A 17,819-nucleotide genomic window follows, 5' to 3' on the forward strand; every position below is an offset into this window, starting at 1 on the left:
TCATTTTTCGATTAATAGCGGAATTGTGAGTCTGCTCACGCGGTTAACGTGCTGATTGCCATCCAGAACAAAAGTGCGGCAACCTTCTGAAGGTTCCCAAACCGCCTAATTTTTACACTCATCAAGTCGGCGGGAAGCCACCGACTATAAAAACGATGAGGATGTAAAAATGAATCATGCGATTACGATGGGTATTTTCTGGCATTTGATAGGCGCGGCCAGTGCTGCCTGTTTCTATGCCCCGTTTAAAAAGGTAAAAGGCTGGTCGTGGGAAACCATGTGGTCCGTAGGCGGTACCGTCTCCTGGCTGATTTTGCCGTGGACCATTAGCGCCATGCTGCTCCCGGATTTCTGGGGCTACTTCTCCTCCTTCAGCGCCTCTACCCTGCTGCCGGTCTTCCTGTTCGGCGCGATGTGGGGCATCGGCAACATCAACTACGGCCTCACCATGCGCTATCTCGGCATGTCGATGGGCATCGGCATCGCGATTGGCATCACGCTTATCGTCGGCACCCTGATGACGCCGATCCTCAACGGTCACTTCGACGTGCTGATTAACACGCAGGGCGGACGAATGACGCTGCTGGGCGTGCTGGTCGCGGTGATCGGCGTGGGTATCGTCACCCGCGCGGGCCAGCTGAAAGAGCGCAAGATGGGCATCAGGGCCGAAGAGTTCAACCTGAAGAAAGGCCTGCTGCTGGCGGTGATGTGCGGCATCTTCTCGGCGGGCATGTCGTTCGCCATGAACGCCGCCAAGCCGATGCACGAAGCGGCTGCCGCGCTGGGCGTCGACCCGCTGTACGTTGCCCTGCCAAGCTACGTGGTGATCATGGGCGGCGGCGCGCTGGTGAACCTCGGTTTCTGCTTCATTCGTCTGGCAAAAGTGAAGAACCTGTCGGTAAAAGCCGACTTCTCGCTGGCAAAACCGCTCATCATCACCAACGTGCTGCTCTCCGCGCTCGGCGGCCTGATGTGGTACCTGCAGTTCTTCTTCTACGCCTGGGGCCACGCCAGCATTCCGGCGCAGTATGACTACATGAGCTGGATGCTGCACATGAGCTTCTACGTGCTGTGCGGCGGGCTGGTTGGGCTGGTGCTGAAGGAGTGGAACAACGCCGGGCGTCGTCCGGTGGGCGTGCTGAGCCTGGGCTGCGTGGTGATTATCATTGCCGCCAACATCGTTGGCCTCGGCATGGCGAACTGATTACGCCGCCTTTCGACTGCGATGACGCCACTGAACCGGCGTCATCCCCACCTCGCGGTTAAACACCACCGAAAAGTAGTTACTGTCCTCAAAGCCGCAGCGCATCGCCACTTCGCTTACCATCAGCTCCGTATGCTGCAGCAGATACTGGGCGTGGCAGATGCGCAGCTGGCGCAGGTAGTGGTTGACCGTCATCCCCGTCTGGGTGCGGAACTGCTGGCGCAGCGCACGCTCGCTGCACTGCTCCTGCTCGCAAAATTTCTCCAGCACGAAGCTTCTGTTCAGGCTGCCCGCAAGCGTGGTGATGAGCTTATCCAGCAGCGCCTCTTGCGTGGTGGCGGAGGGGTTATCGGTGGCATAACGATGGCGCTTCAGCGTCATCACCAGCTGGGCAAAAAGCAGTTCCGCCATCTGGTTAGCGACCGGGTCGCTCTTCTGGCTCTCCTGCTCCAGCTGGGAGATAACCTGCCGCACCTGCGTCATACCGCTGCTGCTTAATCGCCAGTGCGGTTCTCCTCGTGCATCAAGAAAACCCGGGATGTTGGCCGCCCAGTCGACGTTAAGCCTGAGCCTGTCCGGGCAGTAAATGACGTTCTGCAGCACCAGGTCGTTAACCGAGGCGTAGGAGTGTTTATCTTCTGCGCGAATGTAGAACAGATCCCCACGCGTAATGCGGTAGGGCCGGTCGTTGAGGACGTGCAGGCCGTTGCCGCGCCACACCAGCACCAGCTCGCAAAATTCGTGGGTGTGCTCGGCAAAGACGTTTTGCGGGTAGCGATCGGCCACCGCAACGGCCTGACCGGCGGAGGCAAAAAAATCATCTTTGCGAAGAATTAACTGAGCAGCCACACCACGACCTCTACGGCGAATAACCGGACATTATTAGCCTTTTTGCGGTTAAAAAACGGTGACTGCCCTCGCGTTACTGAAGTGACGCATCCTTGCCCTGGCGTATATCGCGCGGCGACCAGCTAAACTCGCGGCGAAAAAGCGTCGAAAAGTGGTTACTGTCGCCGAACCCGCAGCGATAGGCTATATCCGTAACGCTTTCGTCCGTATGGCGTAAAAGATGACGCGCTTTGATCAACCGCAGACGGTTAAGGTAGCGCTGGGGCGTCAGCCCGGTGTGCTGCTTGAGCTGGCGATGCAGGGTGCGCAGCGACAGCGAAAAATCCTCCGCCAGCGTCTCCCAGCAGACGTCCTCGGCAAAATGATCTTCCAGCCAGGCCATCAGCTGGTTCAGCCGCGCGTCGTTATTTTCCAGCCCTTCCACCAGGCTGCTGCGGCGCAGCAGCACCAGCAGCTGCATGAACAGCAGCTCGCGGGTAGCGATGGCGTGCGTCTCCTGCCCGTCCTCGCTCTGCTCCATCTGGCTCACCAGCTGTCGCACCTGCTGCAACGTGGACTGATTCACCCGCCAGTGCGACGGGTAGTGCCCGTCCTTCTCCTGCGGCAGCAGCTGGTTTAGCCCGGAAAGGAACTGGAACGCGTCCGGGGAACGATAGAGCACGTTGGTCAGGCACAGGTTGTCGGTATGTTCATACAAATGCCTGTCGTGGTCGCGCACGAAGCACACCGTGCCGCCGCTGATGGTATACGGCTGGCCGTTAAAGACGTGAATGCCCGTGCCGTGCTCAACAATCACAATCTCATGAAAATCATGATGATGTTCCGGGAACGCGGCCTGAGGGAGCCGCGGCTCAATCGCGACGGGCGACCCTCCCGAAGGAAAAAAATCCACGCTGTGCAGTACGGTCATAACGGCCCCCACCAATGAGAAATGTTCTCAAAATAGTAATGGGGGCCTGCCGCGCTCACCTTAAATTTTCGGCAGCAAACTTCGCAAAAGCTGTCCGTTTTTCAAGAAACAGGCGGAAAGATCGGGAAATGCGGTAAGCGTCACACTGCCTGAAAACCCCGCCATTACTGGAAACTGTGAACTCCCTCACGTTCATCTTTGCTTTCTTGCCAGCACGGGATTTGCCCTGTCAGTGGCGAGAAGGTGCCTTTTTCTTCCCTTTCTTACACTCACCGCTAATGACTTAAGAAAGGACCCGACCATGACTTTTCGCCATTGTGTGGCAGTCGATTTAGGCGCATCCAGCGGCCGCGTAATGCTCGCCACCTGGGACTGCGGCCAGCGCACACTTTCGCTTCGCGAAATGCACCGTTTCGCCAACTGCCTGCAAAAGCAGGACGGTTTTGAGACCTGGGATATCGATGCCCTGGAAGCGGAGATCCGCACCGGACTAAACAACGTCTGCGATGCCGGCATTCGCATCGACAGCATCGGCATTGATACCTGGGGCGTGGACTACGTGCTGCTGGACGGTAACGGCGAGCGCGTCGGCCTGCCCGTCTCCTACCGCGACAGCCGTACCGACGGCCTGATGGCGCACGCCATCGCCCAGCTTGGCAAAGAGAACATCTACGGGCGCAGCGGCATTCAGTTCCTGCCGTTTAACACGCTGTACCAGCTGCGCGCCCTGGTCGAGCAGCAGCCGGAGCTGGTCGCGAACGTGGCCCACGCGCTGCTAATCCCGGATTACCTGAGCTATCGCCTGACCGGCAATATGAACTGGGAATACACCAACGCCACCACCACGCAGCTGGTGAACATCAACACCGATAGCTGGGACGAAAACCTGCTGGCGTGGACGGGCGCGTCGCCGTCCTGGTTCGGCACGCCAACGCATCCCGGAAATGTGATCGGTCAGTGGATTTGCCCGCAGGGGAACGACATCCCCGTCGTTGCCGTCGCAAGCCACGACACCGCCAGCGCGGTTATCGCCTCGCCGCTCTCAGGCAAAGACGCGGCGTACCTTTCTTCCGGCACCTGGTCGCTGATGGGCTTTGAGAGCAAAACGCCTTACACCAGCGACGCCGCGATGGCGGCGAACATCACTAACGAAGGTGGCGCGGAAGGGCGCTATCGCGTGCTGAAAAACATCATGGGCCTGTGGCTGCTCCAGCGGGTGCTGAAAGAGCAGAACATCACCGACCTGACCGCGCTTATCGCGGAAACCGAAAAGCTGAAGGCCTGCACCTTCCTGATCAACCCGAACGACGACCGCTTTATCAACCCGGCGCACATGAGCGCCGAAATCCAGGCCGCCTGTTTCGCCGCCGGGCAGCCGGTGCCGTCCAGCCCGGCAGAGCTGGCGCGCTGCATTTTTGACAGCCTCGCCCTGCTGTATGCCGACATCCTCAACGAGCTGGCCGATCTGCGCGGCAAGCCGTTCAGCCAGCTGCACATCGTGGGCGGCGGCTGCCAGAACCGGCTGCTGAACCAGCTCTGCGCGGATGCCTGCGGCATCACCGTGGTGGCGGGCCCCGTGGAGGCCTCCACGCTCGGCAATATCGGCATTCAGCTGATGACCCTGGACGAACTGTCCAACGTTGACGACTTCCGCTCGGTGGTCACCGCGAACACCCAACTGACCGCCTACACCCCCAATCCCTGCCATGAAATTGCCCGCTACCGGGCGCAGTTTCAGCAAAACCGACTGACTAAGGAGCTTTGCGCATGACCACTCAACTTGAACAAGCCTGGGACCTGGCTAAACAGCGTTTCGCCGCCGTCGGCGTGGATGTCGAAGAGGCCCTGCGCCAGCTCGACCGTCTGCCCGTCTCTATGCACTGCTGGCAGGGCGATGACGTCGCCGGTTTCGAGAATCCGGGCGGTTCCCTGACGGGTGGCATTCAGGCCACGGGTAACTACCCGGGCAAAGCGCGTAACGCGACCGAACTGCGCGCCGATCTGGAGCTGGCCCTGAGCCTGATCCCGGGGCCAAAGCGTCTGAACCTGCACGCGATTTATCTCGAATCCGACGAGCCGGTGGCGCGTAACGAGATCAAACCGGAACACTTTACGAACTGGGTAGAGTGGGCAAAAGCCAATAAGCTGGGCCTGGACTTTAACCCATCCTGCTTCTCGCACCCGCTGAGCGCCGACGGGTTTACCCTCGCCCACGCGGACGATGAAATCCGTCAGTTCTGGATCGACCACGTGAAGGCCAGCCGCCGCGTTTCCGCGTATTTTGGCGAGCAGCTCGGCACGCCGTCGGTGATGAACATCTGGATCCCGGACGGCATGAAGGACATCACCGTTGACCGTCTGGCCCCGCGCCAGCGCCTGCTGGCCGCGCTGGATGAGGCCATCAGCGAAAAGCTGGACCCGGCGCACCACATCGACGCCGTGGAGAGCAAGCTGTTCGGCATCGGCGCCGAGAGCTACACCGTCGGTTCAAACGAGTTCTACATGGGGTACGCCACCAGCCGCCAGACCGCGCTGTGCCTGGATGCCGGCCACTTCCACCCAACCGAGGTGATCTCCGACAAAATCTCCGCCGCCATGCTCTACGTGCCGCGCCTGCTGCTGCACGTCAGCCGCCCGGTGCGCTGGGATAGCGACCACGTAGTGCTGCTGGATGACGAAACCCAGGCGATTGCCAGTGAAATCATCCGCCACGACCTCTTTGACCGCGTGCACATCGGCCTCGACTTCTTCGATGCCTCCATCAACCGCATCGCGGCGTGGGTTATCGGCACCCGCAACATGAAGAAGGCCCTGCTGCGCGCCCTGCTGGAGCCGACTGCCGAACTGAAAAAGCTGGAAGCAAACGGCGACTACACCGCGCGTCTGGCGCTGCTGGAAGAGCAGAAATCCCTGCCGTGGCAGGCGGTGTGGGAGATGTATTGCCAGCGTAACGACGCGCCTGCGGGCAGCCAGTGGCTGGATAACGTTCGGGCGTATGAGAAAGACGTGTTGAGTCAGCGCGGGTAACTGCCCCCTCACCCCTGCCCTCTCCCCAAAGGGGAGAGGGAGCAAACCATCCCCTCGCCCCTTTGGGGAGAGGGTTAGGGTGAGGGGAAACTCTCACCGCGATAACTGGAAATGAAAACTATGCAGACCATCACCACTTCCTGGTTCGTCCAGGGCATGATCAAAGCCACCTCCGACGCCTGGCTGAAGGGCTGGGACGAGCGCAACGGCGGCAACCTGACGCTGCGCCTGGACGACGCGGATATCGAGCCGTTCGCGGCCGACTTCCACCAGAAGCCGCGCTATATCGCGCTGAGCCAGCCGATGCCGCTGCTCGCCAACACGCCGTTTATCGTCACCGGTTCCGGCAAGTTCTTCCGCAACGTCCAGCTCGACCCGCAGGCCAACCTCGGCGTGGTGAAGGTGGACAGCGACGGCGCGGGCTACCACATTCTGTGGGGCCTGACGGACGAAGCGGTGCCAACCTCTGAGCTGCCGGCGCACTTCCTCTCCCACTGCGAGCGCATCAAGGCCACCAACGGCAAAGACCGCGTGATCATGCACTGCCACGCCACTAACCTGATCGCCCTGACCTACGTGCTGGAAAACAGCGCTGATTTTATTACCCGCAAACTGTGGGAAGGCAGCACCGAGTGTCTGGTGGTGTTCCCGGACGGCGTCGGCATTCTGCCGTGGATGGTGCCGGGTACCGACGAAATCGGCCAGGCAACCGCCGTGGATATGCAAAAGCATTCCCTGGTGCTGTGGCCGTTCCACGGCGTCTTCGGCAGCGGCCCGACGCTGGATGAAACCTTTGGCCTGATCGACACCGCCGAGAAATCCGCGGAGGTGCTGGTGAAGGTCTATTCCATGGGCGGCATGAAGCAGACCATCACCCGGGAAGAGCTGATCGCCCTGGGCAAACGCTTTGGCGTCACCCCGATGCAGTCCGCGTTAGATCTGTACCCATAACAACATCGCGCCCCGCTCACCGAGACGGGGCGAAAACCACCTGCAATCCCTACAACTAACTCAAGTCAGTGGAGTAAAAGCAATGAAAATAAAGACAAGCTTGATCCTCACCGTTGCCGCTCTGGCGTTGTCCGGTTCCGCTTTAGCAGAAGTGAAAATCGCCCTGGTGGCGAAGTCCTTAGGGAATGGATTCTTCGAAGCAGCGAACGTCGGCGCGCAGGAGGCGGCCAAAGAGTTAGGCGATGTAAAAGTGATTTATACCGGCCCGACCACCACCACGGCGGAAGCGCAGATCGAGGTGCTGAACGGGCTGATCGCCCAGGGCGTGGATGCGATCGCGATTTCCGCGAACGATCCGGACGCCGTTGTGCCGGTGCTGAAAAAAGCGATGCAGCGCGGCATTAAGGTGGTGTCGTGGGATTCCGGGGTGGCGAAAGCCGGACGTCAGATCCACCTCAATCCGTCCAATAACGCCCTGATTGGCGAAACCAACGTCAAGCTCGCCGCCGACGCGCTGAAGGCGCTGAACGTCGAGAAAGGCGACGTGGCCGTGCTGAGCGCGACCCCAACCTCCACCAACCAGAACACCTGGATTGCGGAGATGAAAAAGGTGCTGCCGAAGTACCCGTCCGTCAATCTGGTGTCCGTGGCCTACGGGGACGATCTCTCTGATAAAAGCTACCGCGAGGCGGTCGGCCTGCTGAAAACCTATCCTGATCTGAAAGTGATCGTTTCACCGTCGTCCGTCGGCATTGTCGCTGCGGCGCAGGCGGTGAAAGACCAGGGCAAGATCGGCAAAGTGTACGTGACGGGGCTGGGCCTGCCGTCCGAGATGGCGGGCGCTGTGAAGTCCGGCGCGAGCAAAAGCTTTGCCATCTGGAACCCGATTGACCTGGGCTATGCGGCAACCTACCTGGCGGATGACCTGGTGAAAGGCACCGCCACGAAGGGCGAGGCCAGCATGGGCAAGCTGGGCAAAGTGAAGCTGGATGCCGACGGCAACGGCGCAATGGCCGAGCCGTTCGTCTACGATGCCAGCAATATTGATAAGTTCTCGAAGATTTTCTGATAAATACCGAACCCTTACCCCTCACCCCAACCCCTCTCCCCAGAGGGGCGAGGGGCTCGATCGGCGCCATCCTCCAATAGGTGCGAGGGGCTCGATCAATTCCCTCTCCCCTTTGGGGAGAGGGTTAGGATGAGGGGTGAGGGTGAACCAAACGGAGAACTATCATGACCCCATTGCTACAGCTTTCCGGCATCACCAAGGTATTCCCCGGCGTGCGTGCCCTTGAGAACGTGCAGCTTGCGCTCTGGCCCGGCAAGGTGACGGCGCTTATCGGCGAAAACGGCGCGGGCAAGTCGACGCTGGTCAAAGTGATGACCGGCATTTACCAGCCCGACGAGGGCGAAATCCTCTACAAGGCGATCCCCGTTCACCTCCCTACGCCGGAATCAGCGCATAAGATCGGCATTACCGCCATTCATCAGGAAACCGTCCTGTTTGATGAACTCTCGGTCACCGAAAATATCTTTGTCGGCCAGTACCTCTACAAAGGCTTTCTGAAAAAACTCGACTGGACGGAAATGCACCGCCGGGCGCAGGCGCTCCTCACCCGCCTTGAGGTGCAAATCGACCCGCGCGCGACGCTGAAAACGCTGAGCATCGCCCAGCGCCACATGGTCGCCATTGCCCGCGCGCTGTCGTTTGAGGCGCAGGTGGTTATTCTTGATGAACCTACAGCGGCCCTGTCGCAGCATGAAATCCTCGAGTTTTATCAAATCGTTGAGCGCCTGAAGCAGGAGGGCAAAGCCATCCTGTTTATCTCCCACAAGTTTGACGAGATTTTCGAACTGGCGGATCACTACACCATTTTGCGCGATGGCGCGTTCGTCGGAGAAGGCGCGATGAGTGCGATAACCGAAGAGCGGATGGTGTCGATGATGGTCGGGCGCGCCATTACCCAGACCTTCCCGAAGGTGGAATGCGAAAAAGGCGAGACGGTGCTGGAGGTAAAAAATCTCTGCCACCCGACCGAGTTTGCCAACATCTCTTTCTCCCTGCGTAAAGGGGAAATCCTCGGCTTCTACGGGCTGGTCGGCGCCGGGCGTACCGAGCTGATGCAGGCGCTTTCCGGCGTCACGCGGCCATCTTCTGGAGAGATCATCCTCAACGGTCAGCCCCGGCGCTTCCGGCAGCCTGCGGATGCGATCAAAGCCGGTATCGTCTGCGTGCCGGAAGAGCGGCAGAAGCAGGGTGCGATTATCGAACTGTCCATTGCCCAAAACATCAGCCTGCCGCAGCTCGGCAAGCTCAACCCAAACGGCGTGCTGCACGACGACCGTGAATGGCGGCTGGCGGATGAATACGCCAGGCGCCTGCAGGTGAAAGCCTTTAGCTGGAAGCAGGCGGTGCAGACCCTCTCCGGCGGCAACCAGCAAAAGGTGGTTATCGGCAAATGGCTGGCGACGCATCCTGACGCGATCATCCTCGATGAGCCGACAAAAGGTATCGATATCGGCTCAAAGGCCGCCGTTCATCAATTTATGTCCGAGCTGGTCGCTCAGGGGCTGGCGGTGATTATGGTGTCGTCCGAGCTGCCGGAAGTGATGGGCATGGCGGACCGCATCATCGTAATGCACGAAGGGCTGATGGTGGCCGAATACCGGGCGGGTGACGCGACGGCGGAAACTATCGTCAGCGCCGCCAGCGGTGCAAAACAGGAGGCGGCATAATGCTTACCTCACTGTTAAAACACCGCGAAGCCCTGCTGGGCGCGGTAGTGTTACTCATGGTGGTCGCTATCGGCAGCCGCGTGCCGTCGTTTATCGCGCCGGGCAACCTGGTGGAGATGTTTAACGACACGTCGATTCTCATCATTCTCGCGCTCGGGCAGATGATGGTGCTGCTTACTAAAGGCATCGACCTGTCGATGGCGGCCAACCTGGCGCTGACCGGGATGATTGTCGCCCTGATTAACTTCCACTATCCGGACGTGCCGGTCTGGGCGCTGCTGATCCTCGCGAGCGCGCTCGGGCTGCTGATGGGCGCAATTAACGGCCTGCTGGTGTGGAGGCTGGGCATTCCGGCAATTGTGGTGACGCTCGGCACCATGAGCATCTACCGCGGGATTATCTTTTTGCTCTCCGGCGGCGGCTGGGTGAACGCCAACCAGATGGGCGCGGACTTCCTCGGCCTGCCGCGCGCCTCGGTGCTGGGCCTGCCGGTGCTGAGCTGGTGCGCCGTCGCCGCGCTGCTGCTGGTGGGCTATTTCCTGCGCTTCAGCCGCACCGGACGGGCGCTGTACACGGCGGGCGGCAACGCCACGGCGGCGTACTACACCGGCATCAACGCCGGGAAAATGCAGTTTGTCAGCTTCTGCCTCTCCGGGCTGCTGGCCGGGTTCTGCGGCTACCTGTGGATTTCGCGCTTTGCAGTGGCGTACGTCGACGTGGCGAACGGCTTTGAGCTACAGGTTGTCGCTGCCTGCGTGATTGGCGGTATCAGCACCATGGGCGGCACCGGGCGCGTGCTCGGCTGCCTGTTCGGCGCGCTGTTCCTCGGCGTCATCAACAATGCCCTGCCGGTGATCGGCGTCTCCCCGTTCTGGCAAATGGCGATTTCCGGCACGGTGATCGTCATTGCGGTGCTGCTGAACGAGCGCGGCAACAGGCGTAAAGGGCGGTTGATCCTGCGCGACGCGGCGCTGGCACGGCAGAAACTGGCGGTGAAATCATGAGCAAAATGATGGCCTCTGAAGAGATCAAAAACGTGCCTGCTGCGCCGGGCATCTTCCAGCGCCTGCTGTGCTGGGAAGGCTTCCTGCTGGCGGTGACGCTGGCGGTGTTCGTGGTGAACGCGCTGGCCTCGCCCTACTTCCTCAACGTCTGGAACCTCTCAGACGCGACGTTCAACTTCACCGAAAAAGCGATCATCGTGTTGCCGATGGCGATGCTGATCATCGCCCGGGAAATTGACCTGTCGGTGGCCTCCACCATCGCGCTCAGCTCCACGATGATGGGCTTTTGCGCAGCGGCGGGCGTGGATACGCCGCTGCTGGTCTGCGTCGGGCTGGGCGTGGGGCTGCTGTGCGGGCTGTTCAACGGCATCCTGGTGACGCGCTTTAACCTGTCGTCCATCGTCATCACCATCGGCACCATGAGCCTGTACCGCGGGATCACCTACATCCTGCTCGGCGATCAGGCGCTGAACAGCTACCCGGAGAGCTTCGCCTGGTTCGGACAGGGCTACGTCTGGGGCGCGCTGTCGTTCGAGTTCGCGCTGTTTATCGTGCTGGCTGCGGTATTTGCCTTTGTGCTGCACCGCACCAACTTTGGCCGCCGCACCTACGCCATCGGCAATAACCCGACCGGCGCGTGGTACTCCGGCATTAACGTTAAGCGCCACAACCTGATGCTGTTCGCGCTAGTGGGGCTGATGTCCGGCCTGGCGTCGGTACTGCTCACCTCGCGCCTGGGCAGCACGCGCCCGACGATCGCGATGGGCTGGGAGCTGGCGGTGGTGACGATGGCGGTGCTCGGCGGCGTCAATATTCTCGGCGGGTCCGGCAGCATGGTGGGCGTGATTATCGCCGCCTTCCTGATGGGGCTGGTGACCTTTGGCCTGAGCCTGCTCAACGTGCCCGGCATCGTGATGTCGGTGATTATCGGCGCGATGCTGATCGTGGTGATTTCGCTGCCGATTATTACCCGCCGGGTGATGCAGCGAAGACGGAGTTAAATTGCCCCTCACCCCTGCCCTCTCCCCGGAGGGGAGAGGGTGAAACCCGCACCGAGCAGTCCCCTCTCCCCTCCGGGGAGAGGGTTAGGGTGAGGGGGAAACGGATTACCTCAAAATCATATTAAGGAGAATTATCATGAGCTTTATGTTGGCACTACCAAAAATCAGCCTGCACGGTGCGGGCGCAATCGGCGATATGGTGAACCTGGTGGCAAACAAGCAGTGGGGAAAAGCGCTGATTGTCACCGACGGCCAGCTGGTGAAGCTGGGCCTGCTCGACAGCCTGTTTACCGCGCTGGACGCCCATCAGATGTCGTATCACCTGTTCGATGAGGTGTTCCCGAACCCGACGGAAGCGCTGGTGCAAAAGGGCTATGCGGCATATCAGGATGCGGAGTGTGATTACCTGATTGCCTTCGGCGGCGGCAGCCCGATTGATACCGCCAAGGCGATCAAAATCCTCACCGCCAACCCCGGCCCGTCAACCGATTACTCCGGCGTCGGCAAGGTGAAAAACGCGGGCGTGCCGCTGGTGGCGATCAACACCACCGCGGGCACGGCGGCGGAGATGACCAGCAACGCGGTGATCATCGACTCCGCGCGGCAGGTGAAAGAGGTGATTATCGACCCGAACATCATCCCGGATATCGCCGTGGACGATGCCAGCGTAATGCTCGATATTCCCGCCTCCGTGACCGCCGCAACCGGTATGGATGCGCTAACCCACGCCATTGAAGCCTACGTGTCCGTCGGCGCGCACCCGCTGACCGACGCCAACGCGCTGGAAGCGATTCGCCTGATCAACCTCTGGCTACCGAAAGCGGTCGACGACGGTCATAGCCTGGAGGCGCGCGAGCAGATGGCGTTTGGCCAGTATCTGGCGGGCATGGCGTTTAACAGCGCCGGTCTGGGTCTGGTACACGCCCTGGCGCACCAGCCGGGGGCAACGCACAACCTGCCGCACGGCGTGTGCAACGCCATCCTGCTGCCGATCATCGAAAACTTTAACCGCCCGAACGCGGTCGCCCGTTTTGCCCGCGTGGCGCAGGCGATGGGCGTGGATACCCGCGGCATGAGCGACGAAGCCGCCAGCATGTCCGCCATACAGGCGATTCGCGACCTGAGCGCTCGCGTCGGCATTCCGTCCGGCTTCAGCCAGCTCGGCGTGACCAAAGCGGACATCGAAGGCTGGCTGGATAAAGCCCTCGCCGATCCGTGCGCGCCGTGCAACCCGCGCACCGCCAGCCGCGATGAGGTTCGCGAGCTGTACCTGGAGGCATTATGATCCGCAAAGCCTTTGTCATGCAGGTAAACCCGGAGGCGCACGAGGAGTACGCGCGCCGCCACAATCCAATCTGGCCCGAGCTGGAGGCGGTGCTGAAAGCCCACGGCGCGCACCACTACGCTATCTATCTCGACAAAGCCCGCAACCTGCTGTTCGCAACCGTGGAGATTGAATCGGAGGAGCGCTGGAATGCGGTAGCCAATACCGAGGTTTGCCAGCGCTGGTGGAAGCATATGGGTGACGTTATGCCGTCGAACCCGGATAACAGCCCGGTGAGCGCGGAGCTGAAAGAGGTGTTTTACCTGGACTGATAAATACTCCCCGTGGAGGTCGCTCTACGGGGAGGCATTTTTCAGAATTAGACATGCACTTCATCCGTTTACAGCATCTCTTCTTCATGTAACCATTCCAATTGACCTTAAGTTAAATCAGGTTTTAGTGATGGATTACTGGCGAAAGCATTTCAAAGGACAACCCCGCGTGACCAAATTATCCGATCACGTCAGATTCTCCGCATTTTGTGGCAGAGTAACCCTGCCACTTACCTTTAGATGAACCATACATTTTTCCGGGCTGCCCCATTACAGGGTGGTACTGAGTTAGCGTATGACACTGCTTTACGACTTCTTGATTAACAACCCCCAACATCATGGATGAATACACAAAATGGGATTTTTCAAAGCTTATAAGAAAATTGACAATGGAATTAACCGTGGTTATGCCCGCTGGGGGAAATGGATTTGGGGTGCACTGATACTGCCGGTGGTGGTTTATCTTGGCTGGTCGGTGTGGGCTGAGGTCTGGGGACCACCGTCAGGGCCGGTAACGCTGATTATTCACAGTGAAATTGACAGACCTATCCTGGGGTTTAGCGTAAACGGAGTGGCAGGCTCAAATGCATTTGCTTATGGCGGGGGCGGAGCCACCTGCTGCGGCAGCATCAGCGGGGATAAGGCTGAAGTGGTCTGGACATTGGATATAACTCACGAGCAATATCTTAAAGGTATGAGATTAGAGACACGACGCACGGTATTGCCTATGCCTGGCCGCCAGTGGGGTGAAAACTATCTCCATGCCTATTTCCTGCCTGATGACAACGTCTATTTATGGTGGAGCACGGGTTTTAACAGCCCTTCAGCCGATGATATTGCCGCACAGGTGGCGCAAAAGCAGCGCCAGAATATGCACTGATTTTAAGGGCTTAAAATGGGATTTTTTAACGCGTTCGACAAAATAGACGGTGCGGTTAACCGGGGTTATGCCCGCTGGGGGAAATGGATTTGGGGTGCAGTGATACTGCCGGTGGTGATTTATCTTGGCTGGTCGGTATGGGCTGCGGTCTGGGGACCGCCGTCAGGTCCGGTGACGCTGATTATTCATAGTGAAATTGACAGGCCAATAAGAGGGTTTAGCGTAAACGGCGTGGCGGGGGCAAATGCATTTGCTTATGGTGGCGGTGGAGCAACCTGCTGCGGCAGCATAAGCGGGGATAAGGCAGAAATTATCTGGACTGTAGATTACACACTTGCGCAATATAAAGCGGGGTGCGAACAGAAGTCCACAAAAAAATATTACCCATGCCGCAACGTCAGTGGGGAGAAAACTACCTTCATACCTATTTCCTGCCTGAAGAAAACGTCCGGTTATGGTGGAGTACCGGTTTTAATCATCCTGATTTTCGCGATATTAAAGACCAAACCTCAGAATTAAAAAAGGATAAATAATATATGGATATTGAAAGCCTTATCGCCGCGGCAAGCCGGGCGCAGCAGGCAGAAGATGCTGGTTTAGGGAACTGTTCGCGGATATGGCATATTGGCTTCTTCTTTGACGGTATTCACAGGAATATAGAACAGGACGCGGCAGAACGTCGACTCAGCAATATTGCTCGTTTGTTTCGCGCATTTCCTGATGATGCGCAAAAAACAAGTAAAGAGTACTACTCAAAGTTTTACATTTCTGGCCTGGGTACCCCTTTCCATGAAACCATTGCTGAAAAGCTTCACACTATTATGGATAGCGGTCTGGACAGCATAACGGATGATATAAAAGATCAGCCCGGTGAAATGGCCAAAGAATCGGGTGTGGATTTTTTAAAAGGCAACAGCTGGTACGAGATTTTAAAACATCAGGGTAAGAAACTCCTTAACCCTACGGAATGGAAAAATCTGGCCTTCGACACTGCAAAAAATGCGGCCAAAAAAGCCAGTATCGAAGCCACCCCCTGGCTGCGCGATAACCCCACAATAGCGGATATGCTGGTGACTGGCGCCGATACCCGTATTGTATCGACCAAAATAACGTTTGAAGAGGGATACAAAGAAGCCGTTAAAAAAAGCCCGGTCCCCGTCAAACTCATTTCTGTCTCCCTTTTCGGTTTTGACCTCGGCGCTACCCTGGCACGTAAATTCCTGGACAGTCTGCTGAAAGATATCTGTAAGAAAGAGGGGGATAAATACACCTACCAGGGCATACCCGTCGATATCGTCTTTACCGGCCTGTTTGACTGCTCGCGACGCACGTCGGCCAGCAACAACAACGGCGTGGATTACTTTATCTCTGCGTTTGGCGGGCCGATAAAAGGGATTAGCGTGTTGCTGGGAGACAAGTCCATCGACCAGGATACCCCCTTGCCTGAGTCGGTAAAGAAAAGCCTGCATCTGGTTGCCGCCCATGAAACCCGCGTCTGGCGCTGCCTGTACCGCACCGGCAATAACCCGGCGCACAAGGAAGAACTCTATCCCGGATGCGCGGAGGATATCGGCGGGGGCCTGAAACCTGACGAACAGAAGCCCAGTGCGGAGCTTTGTCGCGTGGCGCTCCACAGGATGTACCGTGAGGCGACCATGGCGGGCGTGCCTTTCCCTGATTTCCTAAGTCTGAAATCTTACTCCGAAACCGTAGCCAGCTATTTCATCGTCCAGGACAACGTTAAAAACCAGTCCGTCCTGCAGTGGGCAGAGGCGTACCAGAGCGCGCTGCCCTTTACTTCATTAAGCACCGCATGCCAGAACCGTCATCTGGACAGCTATATCGACTGGCTGGGCCGTCAGTACTATCAGTACCGAACGGAATGCATGAGATATGAAAAACAGCGCGGCGATGTGCTGGCCTCTGCTGGCGCATCTGCGGGATTTGCAGGCATCACGCAGGAGGCGAAAGAGACCGCCGGGCAGTATGCAAATGAACTGGCCGTATTGCAGCAAAACTGGGGCTGGCTTGATGACGTGAAGGATGCCGCCATCAGGATGCGAAACAGTATGGAACAGGACCCCATGGACAAACGCAGGGATATCGTTCCGAGCGTATATGGACCCGCGCTGCAGCGTGCGAAGCGTTTTCTGGAATACTCCCACGCGGCAAACCTCGGTAAACCCCGGCCATTACCTCTGGATACTGCACCACCAGAAATGTACGCATGGTTTGTACACGACCTGCAGACGGTAGAAAAAGGCGCAGGTATCTCACAGGACTTTTTTGCGATCCGCTCAATGGAGATGCCTGAAGCCTAAGTCATGCTGCCGCATTCGCGGCAGCACCCTTCCCTAATTCACCTCCACCGCGCCCCGGCTAGCAGCAATCTCCCGCCTGCCACTCAGCGTAAACGCCGACACCACCGTAATCGCCAGCACGAAGCAGCCCAGCATCAGGTATGTCTCCTGGAAGCCGATCCGGTCATACATATTCCCGGCAAAGGCGGAGAGGAAAATGGCCGCCGACTGTTTGGCAAACTGGAAGCCAATCAGGTAGATGGTGGCCGACAGCCGCGTATCAAACACGCCCGTGATGTACTTGAATGCGCCTACCAGCAGGAACGGGACCTCCAGCGCGTGCAGCATCTTGAGGGCAATGACCTCCACGGCGGTGGTGGCGAACGACGAGCCGATAATGCGCGTCGCCATAATCACTCCGGCAATCAGCAGCGTGTTTTTCGCGCCGATGCGGTTGATGATCCACGGCGAGCAGAACATGATGATGGCGTTGCAAATTTCCCCTGCCGTGGTGGCAAAGCCAAAGGCGCGGGTGCCTTCCTGCGGCGTGGCGAAGAAGGTTTTAAAGAAGGTGGCAAACTGCTGGTCGAAAACGTCATACACGCAGGCCACACCGATGACGTACAGAATGAACATCCACATTCTGCGCTGGCGGAACAGGTTGAATACGGTTCTGGCGGTGATCTGCGGCTGATTCGCACCCAGGGCGTTCATCACCTGCGCCGTCTGGTTGGGCTTCGGCTTCGCGACCAGCAGCAGGAGCATCAGCAGCAATGCCGCTCCCGATCCCATCCAGAACACGTACGACGGATCGATGCCAAAAAGGATGCCGCCCGTTGAGGCGCACAGCCCCCAGCCGAGGCAGCCGAACATCCGCGCCTTGCCGTATTCGAAGAAGCTGTTGCGGCTCACGCGCTCAATGTAGGCCTCAATCGCCCCCGATCCCGCAGAGAAGACAAAGCCGATATACAGCCCGCCGCTCAGCGCGCCCAGCCAGATATTGGTTTTCAGCAGCGGGGCGAAGACGTACAGGAAGAACGGCGCGAACAGGAACAGCAGCACCGCGATGATCCACAGCAGGTGTTTTTTCAGCCCCAGCTTGTCCGAAATCACCCCCAGCACCGGCTGGAAGGCGATGGCCGACAGCGAGATGCAGGAAAAGACAATCCCGGTATGGGTTTTATTCAGGCCGATGATGTCCGACAGCCAGATCGGCAGGAACGGAAAGCAGGTGGCCATGATGAAGAAATAGAGAAAGAAGAACAGCCCGAAGATCCAGAAGTTAGGGTTGTCTTTGTGGGTACAGGTTGTTGTGTTCATTATTTTTATCCTCAACGGAGGGCCGGCTGCCCGGCCCTTCA

15 protein-coding genes and 1 pseudogene are annotated in these 17,819 nt (G+C 58.6%); 13 read left to right on the forward strand and 3 right to left on the reverse strand.

Annotated features, from left to right (window positions below):
• Positions 1-169: 169 nt before the first annotated feature.
• Positions 170-1,204, forward strand: coding sequence for an L-rhamnose/proton symporter RhaT (gene rhaT / locus VPX56_RS22475; RefSeq protein ID WP_263610998.1), 1,035 nt, complete (start codon positions 170-172; stop codon positions 1,202-1,204).
• Here the strand turns inward: rhaT and rhaR are convergent, their stop codons facing one another.
• On the reverse strand, positions 1,205-2,053 hold the full coding sequence (rhaR, locus tag VPX56_RS22480) for an HTH-type transcriptional activator RhaR (protein WP_326469010.1): 849 nt from the start codon (positions 2,051-2,053) through the stop codon (positions 1,205-1,207).
• 73 nt (positions 2,054-2,126) lie between these two features.
• On the reverse strand, positions 2,127-2,963 hold the full coding sequence (gene rhaS / locus VPX56_RS22485) for an HTH-type transcriptional activator RhaS (protein ID WP_131635610.1): 837 nt from the start codon (positions 2,961-2,963) through the stop codon (positions 2,127-2,129).
• A 301-nt stretch (positions 2,964-3,264) separates the two neighbouring features.
• On the opposite strand from rhaS (VPX56_RS22485), the gene rhaB reads away from it, so the two are divergent.
• The 12 genes and pseudogenes from rhaB to VPX56_RS22545 all read left to right on the forward strand — a co-directional run bounded on the left by rhaB (position 3,265) and on the right by VPX56_RS22545 (position 16,479).
• A complete protein-coding gene (gene rhaB / locus VPX56_RS22490; RefSeq protein WP_326469011.1) occupies positions 3,265-4,734 on the forward strand; it encodes a rhamnulokinase in 1,470 nt (489 codons plus the stop codon).
• A complete protein-coding gene (gene rhaA / locus VPX56_RS22495) occupies positions 4,731-5,990 on the forward strand; it encodes an L-rhamnose isomerase (protein ID WP_263611001.1) in 1,260 nt (419 codons plus the stop codon). The genes rhaB and rhaA overlap by 4 nt, the downstream gene beginning before the upstream one ends.
• A gap of 120 nt (positions 5,991-6,110) precedes the next feature.
• Positions 6,111-6,941, forward strand: coding sequence for a rhamnulose-1-phosphate aldolase (gene rhaD, locus VPX56_RS22500; protein WP_326472174.1), 831 nt, complete (start codon positions 6,111-6,113; stop codon positions 6,939-6,941).
• Positions 6,942-7,023: 82 nt separating this feature from the next.
• Positions 7,024-8,010, forward strand: a complete 987-nt coding sequence (gene rhaS / locus VPX56_RS22505; protein WP_326469014.1) for a rhamnose ABC transporter substrate-binding protein — start codon at positions 7,024-7,026, stop codon at positions 8,008-8,010.
• Positions 8,011-8,174: 164 nt separating this feature from the next.
• Positions 8,175-9,677, forward strand: a complete 1,503-nt coding sequence (locus VPX56_RS22510) for a sugar ABC transporter ATP-binding protein (RefSeq protein WP_326469016.1) — start codon at positions 8,175-8,177, stop codon at positions 9,675-9,677.
• Positions 9,677-10,681: an ABC transporter permease gene (locus VPX56_RS22515; RefSeq protein ID WP_326469018.1), complete on the forward strand. Its 1,005-nt coding sequence runs from the start codon at positions 9,677-9,679 to the stop codon at positions 10,679-10,681. Before VPX56_RS22510 ends, VPX56_RS22515 begins: the two co-directional genes overlap by 1 nt.
• The gene (locus tag VPX56_RS22520; protein WP_326469020.1) at positions 10,678-11,682 is read left to right on the forward strand and encodes an ABC transporter permease; all 1,005 of its coding nucleotides are present in this window, start codon (positions 10,678-10,680) and stop codon (positions 11,680-11,682) included. The genes VPX56_RS22515 and VPX56_RS22520 overlap by 4 nt, the downstream gene beginning before the upstream one ends.
• A 136-nt stretch (positions 11,683-11,818) precedes the next feature.
• Positions 11,819-12,967 (forward strand): lactaldehyde reductase, encoded by a 1,149-nt coding sequence (gene fucO / locus VPX56_RS22525; RefSeq protein ID WP_131635604.1) that lies wholly within the window; start codon positions 11,819-11,821, stop codon positions 12,965-12,967.
• The gene (gene rhaM / locus VPX56_RS22530; protein WP_131635603.1) at positions 12,964-13,278 is read left to right on the forward strand and encodes an L-rhamnose mutarotase; all 315 of its coding nucleotides are present in this window, start codon (positions 12,964-12,966) and stop codon (positions 13,276-13,278) included. Before fucO ends, rhaM begins: the two co-directional genes overlap by 4 nt.
• Positions 13,279-13,633: 355 nt before the next feature.
• Positions 13,634-14,158 carry a DUF3304 domain-containing protein gene (locus VPX56_RS22535; RefSeq protein WP_326469024.1) on the forward strand — a complete coding sequence of 175 codons (525 nt, stop codon included), beginning with the start codon at positions 13,634-13,636 and terminating at the stop codon, positions 14,156-14,158.
• 15 nt (positions 14,159-14,173) lie between these two features.
• Positions 14,174-14,691, forward strand: a pseudogene (locus VPX56_RS22540) (DUF3304 domain-containing protein).
• Between the two features lie 3 nt (positions 14,692-14,694).
• Positions 14,695-16,479 (forward strand): DUF2235 domain-containing protein, encoded by a 1,785-nt coding sequence (locus tag VPX56_RS22545; protein ID WP_326469026.1) that lies wholly within the window; start codon positions 14,695-14,697, stop codon positions 16,477-16,479.
• A 33-nt stretch (positions 16,480-16,512) separates the two neighbouring features.
• Here VPX56_RS22545 and VPX56_RS22550 read toward each other — a convergent pair whose 3' ends face one another.
• Positions 16,513-17,778: an MFS transporter gene (locus VPX56_RS22550; RefSeq protein WP_326469028.1), complete on the reverse strand. Its 1,266-nt coding sequence runs from the start codon at positions 17,776-17,778 to the stop codon at positions 16,513-16,515.
• Positions 17,779-17,819: the final 41 nt, after the last annotated feature.

Source organism: Enterobacter wuhouensis, assembly GCF_035835995.1.
GTDB classification, from domain to species: domain Bacteria; phylum Pseudomonadota; class Gammaproteobacteria; order Enterobacterales; family Enterobacteriaceae; genus Enterobacter; species Enterobacter wuhouensis.

Bases quoted from the DNA above. Each gene is read 5' to 3' on its own strand.
- rhaT (WP_263610998.1), top strand. From the start codon at position 170: ATGAATCATGCGATTACGATGGGTATTTTCTGGCATTTGATAGGCGCG.
- rhaS (WP_131635610.1), bottom strand. From the start codon at position 2,963: ATGACCGTACTGCACAGCGTGGATTTTTTTCCTTCGGGAGGGTCGCCC.
- rhaB (WP_326469011.1), top strand. From the start codon at position 3,265: ATGACTTTTCGCCATTGTGTGGCAGTCGATTTAGGCGCATCCAGCGGC.
- rhaA (WP_263611001.1), top strand. From the start codon at position 4,731: ATGACCACTCAACTTGAACAAGCCTGGGACCTGGCTAAACAGCGTTTC.
- rhaD (WP_326472174.1), top strand. From the start codon at position 6,111: ATGCAGACCATCACCACTTCCTGGTTCGTCCAGGGCATGATCAAAGCC.
- rhaS (WP_326469014.1), top strand. From the start codon at position 7,024: ATGAAAATAAAGACAAGCTTGATCCTCACCGTTGCCGCTCTGGCGTTG.
- VPX56_RS22510 (WP_326469016.1), top strand. From the start codon at position 8,175: ATGACCCCATTGCTACAGCTTTCCGGCATCACCAAGGTATTCCCCGGC.
- VPX56_RS22515 (WP_326469018.1), top strand. From the start codon at position 9,677: ATGCTTACCTCACTGTTAAAACACCGCGAAGCCCTGCTGGGCGCGGTA.
- VPX56_RS22520 (WP_326469020.1), top strand. From the start codon at position 10,678: ATGAGCAAAATGATGGCCTCTGAAGAGATCAAAAACGTGCCTGCTGCG.
- fucO (WP_131635604.1), top strand. From the start codon at position 11,819: ATGAGCTTTATGTTGGCACTACCAAAAATCAGCCTGCACGGTGCGGGC.
- rhaM (WP_131635603.1), top strand. From the start codon at position 12,964: ATGATCCGCAAAGCCTTTGTCATGCAGGTAAACCCGGAGGCGCACGAG.
- VPX56_RS22535 (WP_326469024.1), top strand. From the start codon at position 13,634: ATGGGATTTTTCAAAGCTTATAAGAAAATTGACAATGGAATTAACCGT.
- VPX56_RS22545 (WP_326469026.1), top strand. From the start codon at position 14,695: ATGGATATTGAAAGCCTTATCGCCGCGGCAAGCCGGGCGCAGCAGGCA.
- VPX56_RS22550 (WP_326469028.1), bottom strand. From the start codon at position 17,778: ATGAACACAACAACCTGTACCCACAAAGACAACCCTAACTTCTGGATC.